Here is a 7,835-nt window from a genome sequence, read left to right on the forward strand (position 1 = left end):
CGCTGTTGAGTTCTCAAGGAACGGACGCTTCCTTCGAAACCGTTTCACCGGTTTCTCCGGGCGCTTCCCTTCGGTGTTTCCAACCTTACCAGATCAGTTTTCCGGTCCGTTCCCGGTCCGAATTTCATTTCTGGTGGCCGTCGGAGTGGCCTTTGCCTTTCGGCTGTCCCCGACTTTATCAGAATTCTCTGAGCCGGATTCCCACCGCCTTCCGGGTCCTCCTTCGCACGCTGAGTGCTCGGGGTTCCCCTTCCGGCGGAGCCGTAAACGTACTGGAGCGGGGCTCCCGGATGCAAATCGGGGAGCCCCGCTCGTGAGTCGGCGCAGTGCGAGTGCTGAGGCTGCGTCAGACCTCGACCACAACGGGGAGGATCATCGGGCGCCGGCGGTAGCTGTCGGACACCCACTTGCCCACCGAGCGGCGCACGAGCTGCTGGAGCTGATGCGGCTCGGCGACACCGTCGGAGGCGGACTTGGCCAGGGATTCCTCGATCTTCGGGATGACCGCGGAGAAGGCTGCGTCCTCGATACCGGAACCCCTCGCCTGGATATGCGGGCCGCCCACGATCTTGCCGGTCGTGCTGTCGACGACCACGAAGACCGAGATGATGCCCTCCTCACCGAGGATGCGGCGGTCCTTGAGCGAGGACTCCGTGACGTCTCCGACCGAGAGGCCATCGACGTACACATAGCCCGCCTGCACCTTGCCGACGATCTTCGCGACACCGTCGACCAGGTCGACCACCACCCCGTCCTCGGCGATGACGCAGCGGTTCTTGGGTACGCCGGTGAGGGCGCCCAGTTCGGCGTTGGCGCGCAAGTGGCGCCATTCGCCGTGCACCGGCATCAGGTTTCGGGGCTTGCAGATGTTGTAGAAGTACAGCAGTTCCCCGGCCGAGGCATGCCCGGAGACATGGACCTTGGCATTGCCCTTGTGGACCACGTTCGCGCCCCAGCGGCTCAGGCCGTTGATCACGCGGTAGACCGCGTTCTCGTTGCCCGGGATGAGCGAGGACGCCAGGATCACCGTGTCGCCCTGGACGATGCGGATCTGGTGATCACGGTTGGCCATCCTGGACAGCGCGGCCATCGGCTCGCCCTGCGAACCGGTGCAGACGAGGACGATCTCGTCGTCCGGCAGATCGTCGAGCGTCTTCACATCGACGACGAGCCCGGCCGGTACCCGTAGATAGCCCAGGTCACGCGCGATGCCCATGTTGCGGACCATCGAGCGGCCGACGAAGGCGACCCGGCGCCCGTACTCATGGGCCGCGTCGAGGATCTGCTGGATGCGGTGGACATGGCTGGCGAAGCTCGCCACGATGATCCGCCGCTGCGCGTCGGCGAAGACCTGACGCAGCACGCCGGAGATATCGCGCTCGGGCGGGACGAAGCCAGGGACTTCGGCGTTCGTGGAGTCGGAGAGCAGAAGGTCGATGCCTTCCTCGCCGAGCTTCGCGAACGCGGGCAGGTCCGTGAGGCGGCCGTCGAGCGGCAGCTGGTCCATCTTGAAGTCGCCGGTGTGCACGGCCATGCCGGCCGGGGTGCGGATGGCTACCGCGAGGGCGTCCGGGATGGAGTGGTTCACCGCCACGAACTCGCAGTCGAAGGGGCCGATCCGCTCGCGCTGGCCCTCCTCCACCTCGAGCGTGTACGGGCGGATGCGGTGCTCCTGAAGCTTCGCCTCGATCAGAGCGAGGGTCAGCTTGGAGCCGATCAGCGGGATGTCCGACTTCTCTCGGAGCAGGAACGGGACGCCGCCGATGTGGTCCTCGTGGCCGTGCGTGAGCACGATGCCGTCGATGTCGTCGAGCCGATCCCGGATGCACGTGAAGTCCGGCAGGATCAGGTCGACTCCGGGCTGCTCCTCCTCGGGGAAGAGCACTCCGCAGTCGACGATCAGCAGCCGACCGCCGTATTCGAAGACCGTCATGTTGCGGCCGATCTCGCCGAGCCCGCCGAGCGGGATGACGCGGAGTCCCCCCTCGGGGAGCTTCGGCGGAGGGCCAAGTTCAGGATGCGGATGGCTCAAAAGACTCTCCTCACCACGCGCGCCACGTGCCCCCCTGGGGCACATGGCGCGCGTGACATTCGTGCACTTGCTTGATGTGTCTGTATGAAGTTGTGAAGTACGAAGTTGCGAAAATCGCCACTAGTTACAGCTGTACCCCGCCAGCGGCCAGATCGCGCTTGAGCTGCCCCGTTTCCTCGGCGCTGAGCTCGACCAGCGGCAGGCGCAGCGGCCCGGCCGGCAGGCCCTGAAGGGTGAGCGCGGCCTTCGTCGTGATGACGCCCTGGGTGCGGAACATCCCGGTGAAGACCGGGAGGAGCTTCTGGTGGATCTCGGTTGCCTTCGCGACATCGCCCGAGAGGTGGGCTTCGAGCAGTGCGCGCAGCTCGGGCGTGACGAGATGGCCGACCACCGAGACAAATCCGACGGCACCGACGGACAGCAGCGGCAGGTTCAGCATGTCATCGCCGGAGTACCAGGCCAGGCGCGAGCGGGCGATGGCCCAGCTGGCGCGGCCCAGATCGCCCTTGGCGTCCTTGTTGGCGACGATGCGCGGGTGCTCGGCGAGCCGGACGATGGTCTCGGTGCTGATCGGTACACCGCTGCGGCCGGGGATGTCATAGAGCATGACCGGCAGCTCGGTGGCGTCGGCGATGGCGGTGAAGTGCCGGAAGAGACCTTCCTGAGGGGGCTTGCTGTAGTACGGCGTGACCGCCAGCAGACCGTGGGCGCCGGCCTGCTCGGCGGCCCGGGCGAGCTCGAGGCTGTGCCGGGTGTCGTTGGTGCTCGCTCCGGCCACCACATGGGCACGGTCACCGACCGCCTCCACCACGGCCCGTACAAGCTGGGCTTTCTCCGCATCGCTGGTGGTCGGGGACTCGCCGGTGGTGCCGTTGACCACCAGACCGTCATTTCCGGCGTCGACCAGATGGGCGGCGAGTCGCTGAGCGCCGTCGAGATCGAGCGCGCCATCAGCGGTGAATGGCGTGACCATGGCGGTCAGCATGCGCCCGAAAGGGTTCTGCGATGTGGATGTCGGTGCCATGGGTCCCACGCTACTCGTAGCACGCCTCGCGGTGCTCCCTCGGGGCAGCGACCGGAACGGCGGTCATGGGACCCGGCACTGCCTGCTCGGGGGTTCAGACAGTGCCGGATCCGTTTGTTCAGCCTAGATGAACTTCACGAAACGTCGCAATACGGACATCGCTCGCGCATGGCCCGTCCGGGGAGTGTCCAGGGTGTGTCCGAGGACCACCATGCGCCGCGGTGCGGTGCGGGCGGCGCTACGGGGCGATGCGCCCGTTGGCGTTGAAGGCGGCGTGGGTGAGCGGCATCAGCTCGGCCCAGATCGCCTCCATCTTCTCGCCGACCATCTCGATCTCCCGCTGCGGGAAGGACGGCACGGCGGCCTGCTCGTGCTGGGTGCGCAGACCGAGGAAGTGCATCAGCGACCGCGCGTTGCACGTCGCGTACATGGAGGAGAACAGGCCGACGGGCAGGACGGAGCGGGCCACCTCCCGGGCGACACCGGCGGCCAGCATCTCCTGGTACGCCTCGTACGCATGGCGGTAGGCGTCCTCCATCACGCGGCCGGTCAGCTCGTGCTGCGCCGCTGTGCCCTCCACGAACTCGTACTTGCCCGGGCGGCCCTGCTGGATCAGCTTGCGGGACTCGCCGGGGACGTAGAAGACCGGCTGGAGCTCCCGGTAGCGGCCGGACTCCTCGTTGTACGACCAGCCCACGCGGTGCCGCATGAACTCCCGGAAGACGAAGATCGGGGCGTTGATGAAGAAGGTCATCGAGTTGTGCTCGAAGGGGCTGCCGTGCCGGTCCCGCATCAGGAAGTTGATCAGCCCCTTGGAGCGCTCGGGGTCCTTGGTGAGCTCCTCGAGGGACTGCTCGCCGGCGGTGGACACCCGGGCCGCCCACAGCACATCGGAGTCGGCGGCGCTGTGCTTGACCAGCTCGACGGTCACATCGCTGCGGAAGCCGGCCTTCTCGCTCTCGGCGGGGATATCGGTCACCAGCGGGTCCTTCCATGGTTCATCGCACAGGGCGCGCCCAGCTTACGGGGCGGCTCCGACATCCCCTCCGACCGGTCGTAACGCTGAAAATGCCGAAGGAAGTCGTTGAAAAAGGGCACCTCGTCACTCGATCACGCGTCCTACCTACTGAAGTACCCACGTTCGAGGTTCCAAGGAGAGCCCCCGCATGTCCCGCCGGCGCGAGCCCGTCCCCTTCGCCTTCATCGCCGAAGCCGACCAATTCCGCAGCAATGTCACCCCGCCGCCCCGGCCCCGGGCCACCCCGTCGCAGATAGCGGGCCGCACGCTCATCACCCTGACGATCATCGCCGGGTTCGTGGGCTCGCTGATGTTCGGGTTGCCCGCGCTCGAGAGCGGGCCGCGGACCACTCACCAGGTGCAGCAGTCGGAGGCGTCGGACGGCCGCTGAGCCCCTGGGATAGCCTCAGCCAGCACAGGCCCATCCGGACGTGTGTGTGAGTGAGGACCTTCCGTGCCCCTGCCCTTCCTGACAGCGGACCGCGCCCTTGACGAAGACGGACCGGCGGCCGGAGACGCCTCCTTGCCGTACGAGGACCCGAGCCGCCGGCGCCGCCCCTACCGGCCGGGTCCCTGGAGGATCGGCGGAGGCGCGCTTCTGTTGCTGCTCGCCTCGTATGTGCTCTTCTCCGCGATGATCATCGCCCTCGCGGGATCGGTGCCCGCCGCCGGCATCTGTGTCGGGGGCGCCGCGGTGGTGATCCTGTGCGCCGTCCGGCTGGTGCGTGCGGGGGTGTGGATCGACGAGCAGGGGCTGCGGCTGACGGGCCTGTTCTCCGCCACGACGGTGCGCTGGTCTCAGGTCGCGGCGATACACACCGCCCAGCAGCCGGTGCGGTGGCTGGGGCTGCCGCGCAGTGTCCAGGGGCAGGCGGTGCTCATCGAGCTGACGGGGGGCGGGGCCCCGCGGGTGGCCTTCACCGATCACAGTGCCGACTTCCTCGGCCGCCCCGAGGCCTTCGTGATGGCGGCCGACGCGATCGAGGGCCGGGCGGCCCGGTACCGCTGAGGCCGCCCCGGGCCACCTGACGATCCCGCCGCCGTCTGACGATCCGGACTTGATCCCGGGCTCCTTGAGCCCGGGATCAGTCTTGGGCCGAGGTCAGCTCTGGGCCCGAGGTCAGCTCTGGGCCCGTACCGGCCGACCGTCGTGCAGGGCGATGGCGCGCTGCATCGCCTTGCGGGCGCGCACTGTGTCACGCGCGTCGTGGTAGGCGACGGCCAGCCGGAACCAGGAGCGCCAGTCGTCCGGCGACTCCTCCGTCTCGGCCCGCCGCTTGGCGAAGACCGCGTCCGCGGAGTCCCGGTCGATTCGCCCGCCGGGCGTCCGCACCAGCTCGTCGACCGGAAGGCCGCCCTCGGCCTCCAGCTCGCGGGCCAGCCGGTTCGCGCTGCTCGCGAATACGGTCGTCTTCCACAGGAACCACGCGCCGATGAACGGCAGCACCAGCACGGCCACGCCGAAGGCCACCGTGAGCGGCGTGCCCTGCTCGATGAGCAGCACGCCCCGGCTGCCGACCAGGACGAAGTACACGACCAGGACGGCCGCGAGGACGAAATACGTGATCTTTGCGCGCACCGCTGTGCCTCAGTCCAGATCGAGGAAGTGTTCCAGGCCGAGGGTCAGGCCGGGAGCGGACACCACACGCCGCACACCCAGCAGCACGCCGGGCATGAAGCTGCTGTGGTGGGTCGAGTCGTGCCGGATGGTGAGGGTCTCGCCCTCCCCGCCCAGCAGGACCTCCTGGTGGGCGAGGAGCCCGCGCAGCCGCACCGAGTGCACCCGCACCCCGTCCACATCGGCGCCGCGCGCCCCCTCCAGCGCCGTGCTCGTGGCGTCGGGCTGCGGGGCACACCCCGCCTGCTCCCGGGCCGCCGCGATCAGCTGCGCGGTGCGGGCCGCAGTGCCCGAGGGGGCGTCCACCTTGTTCGGGTGGTGCAGCTCGATGACCTCGACCGACTCGAAGAAGCGGGCCGCCTGACGGGCGAACTGCATGGTCAGCACGGCGCCGATGGAGAAGTTCGGCGCGATGAGCACACCGGTGCCCGGCGCGGCCTCGAGCCATCCCCGCAGCCGCGCCAGGCGCTCGTCCGTCCAGCCGGTGGTGCCCACCACGCCGTGGATGCCGTGGCGGACGCAGAATTCGAGGTTGCCCATCACCGAGTCGGGGTCGGTCAGCTCGACCACGACCTCGGCGCCCGCCTCGACCATGGTTTCCAGCTTGTCGCCCCGGCCGAGCGCGGCGACCAGCTCCATGTCCTCGGCGGCTTCGACGGCCCGTACGGCCTCGGAACCGATCCTGCCCTTGGCACCGAGAACGGCCACGCGGAGCTTGCTCATCGTTCGAATCCCTTGTGTCGTCCGCCGGTGTACGGCGGTCTTGCGCGGTCTCGCCAGGCGCCAGGCGCTAGGCGACGGCCTCGTGCAGGCGCGACGCCTGCTTGTCCTTCAGCGGGCCGATGACGGACAGCGAAGGACGCTGTCCCAGTACATCGCGGGCCACCTCGCGCACCTCGTCCGGGGTGACGGCCGCCATCCGCGCGAGCATGTCGTCCACCGACATCTGGTCGCCCCAGCACAGCTCGCTCTTGCCGATGCGGTTCATCAGCGCGCCCGTGTCCTCCAGGCCCAGCACCGTGGAGCCCCGCAGCTGGCCCACCGCGCGCCGCAGCTCCTCATCGGTCAGCCCGTGCTGCGCGACATGGTCGAGCTCGTCACGGCAGATCTTGAGGACGTCCGCCGCCTGGCTCGGGCGGCAGCCCGCGTAGACGCCGAACAGGCCGCAGTCGGCGAAGCCCGAGGTGTACGAGTAGACGCTGTAGGCGAGCCCCCGCTTCTCCCGCACCTCCTGGAAGAGCCGGGAGCTCATACCGCCGCCGAGCGCCGTGTTGAGCACGCCGAGCGCCCAGCGCCGGTCGTCGGTACGCGCGATGCCCGGCATACCGAGGACGACATGCGCCTGCTCGGTCTTGCGGCCCTGCACCTCGACTCGCCCGGCGGCCCGGATGGTGCGGGTGCCGTCGCGCGGGGCGACGGGCACCGCGTCCGTACGGGACAGGGCGCCCGCCTTGTCGAACGCCTTGCGCACCTGCCGGACGACCGCGGCGTGGTCCACATTGCCCGCGGCGGCGACCACCAAGTGGGTGGGGTCGTAGTGCTTCTTGTAGAAGCGGGCGATCTGGTCGCGGCCGAGGCCGTTGACCGTGTCGACGGTGCCGAGGACGGGGCGGCCGAGGGGGGTGTCACCGAGCATGGTGTGCGCGAACAGGTCGTGCACACAGTCGCCCGGGTCGTCCTCGGTCATCGCGATCTCTTCCAGGACGACGCCGCGCTCGGCCTCCACGTCCGCTGCGTCGATCAGCGAGCCGGTCAGCATGTCGCAGACGACGTCGATGGCCAGCGGCAGATCGGCGTCGAGCACTCGCGCGTAGTAGCACGTGTACTCCTTCGCCGTGAAGGCGTTCATCTCGCCGCCGACCGCGTCGATGGCGGAGGAGATGTCGAGCGCGCTGCGCCGCTGGGTGCCCTTGAAGAGCAGATGCTCCAGGTAGTGGGTGGCGCCGTTCAGCACGGGAGTCTCGTCCCGGGAGCCGACGTGCGCCCAGATCCCGAAGGTGGCCGAGCGCACGGACGGCAGGGTCTCGGTGACGATGCGCAGCCCCCCGGGCAGGGTGGTCCTGCGGACCGTCCCGATGCCGTTCTCACCCTTGAGAAGCGTTTGGGTACGGGCGACGGCCCGCCCCTCCGAGGAGGGGCGGGC

The 7,835-nt window shown here is 69.0% G+C and carries 8 protein-coding genes; 2 read left to right on the top strand and 6 right to left on the bottom strand.

Translation table 11 applies throughout. From position 1 onward, the window contains the following. Window positions 1-346: 346 nt before the first annotated feature. The 3 genes from ACFV2X_RS54875 to thyX form a co-directional block, all read right to left on the bottom strand. On the bottom strand, window positions 347-2,032 hold the full coding sequence (locus ACFV2X_RS54875; RefSeq protein WP_385631690.1) for a ribonuclease J: 1,686 nt from the start codon (window positions 2,030-2,032) through the stop codon (window positions 347-349). 124 nt (window positions 2,033-2,156) lie between these two features. Continuing rightward, on the bottom strand, window positions 2,157-3,056 hold the full coding sequence (dapA, locus tag ACFV2X_RS54880; protein WP_385631693.1) for a 4-hydroxy-tetrahydrodipicolinate synthase: 900 nt from the start codon (window positions 3,054-3,056) through the stop codon (window positions 2,157-2,159). A gap of 238 nt (window positions 3,057-3,294) precedes the next feature. Then, window positions 3,295-4,035 (bottom strand): FAD-dependent thymidylate synthase, encoded by a 741-nt coding sequence (thyX, locus tag ACFV2X_RS54885; protein WP_385631696.1) that lies wholly within the window; start codon window positions 4,033-4,035, stop codon window positions 3,295-3,297. A 187-nt stretch (window positions 4,036-4,222) separates the two neighbouring features. Between thyX and ACFV2X_RS54890 the strand changes: the two genes are divergently transcribed. Both ACFV2X_RS54890 and ACFV2X_RS54895 read left to right on the top strand, forming a co-directional pair. Further along, window positions 4,223-4,465, top strand: coding sequence for a hypothetical protein (locus tag ACFV2X_RS54890; protein ID WP_089510677.1), 243 nt, complete (start codon window positions 4,223-4,225; stop codon window positions 4,463-4,465). 63 nt (window positions 4,466-4,528) lie between these two features. Next, window positions 4,529-5,083 carry a hypothetical protein gene (locus ACFV2X_RS54895; protein ID WP_385631698.1) on the top strand — a complete coding sequence of 185 codons (555 nt, stop codon included), beginning with the start codon at window positions 4,529-4,531 and terminating at the stop codon, window positions 5,081-5,083. 111 nt (window positions 5,084-5,194) lie between these two features. On the opposite strand, the gene ACFV2X_RS54900 is transcribed toward ACFV2X_RS54895, so the two are convergent. From ACFV2X_RS54900 to ACFV2X_RS54910, 3 genes are all read right to left on the bottom strand, one after another. Then, entirely contained in the window at window positions 5,195-5,653 is a 459-nt protein-coding gene (locus tag ACFV2X_RS54900; RefSeq protein WP_089510679.1) for a hypothetical protein, read from the bottom strand. 9 nt (window positions 5,654-5,662) lie between these two features. Next, window positions 5,663-6,415, bottom strand: coding sequence for a 4-hydroxy-tetrahydrodipicolinate reductase (dapB, locus tag ACFV2X_RS54905; RefSeq protein ID WP_089510680.1), 753 nt, complete (start codon window positions 6,413-6,415; stop codon window positions 5,663-5,665). A 67-nt stretch (window positions 6,416-6,482) separates the two neighbouring features. After that, window positions 6,483-7,835: M16 family metallopeptidase (locus ACFV2X_RS54910; RefSeq protein WP_385631703.1), on the bottom strand; the 1,353-nt coding region annotated here is incomplete at its 5' end.

Source organism: Streptomyces sp. NPDC059679, from assembly GCF_042734105.1.
Lineage (GTDB): Bacteria > Actinomycetota > Actinomycetes > Streptomycetales > Streptomycetaceae > Streptomyces.

What these genes read in the sequence shown, in the direction of transcription:
- dapA (WP_385631693.1), bottom strand. Translation starts at nt 3,056, where the DNA reads ATGGCACCGACATCCACATCGCAGAACCCTTTCGGGCGCATGCTGACC.
- ACFV2X_RS54890 (WP_089510677.1), top strand. Translation starts at nt 4,223, where the DNA reads ATGTCCCGCCGGCGCGAGCCCGTCCCCTTCGCCTTCATCGCCGAAGCC.
- dapB (WP_089510680.1), bottom strand. Translation starts at nt 6,415, where the DNA reads ATGAGCAAGCTCCGCGTGGCCGTTCTCGGTGCCAAGGGCAGGATCGGT.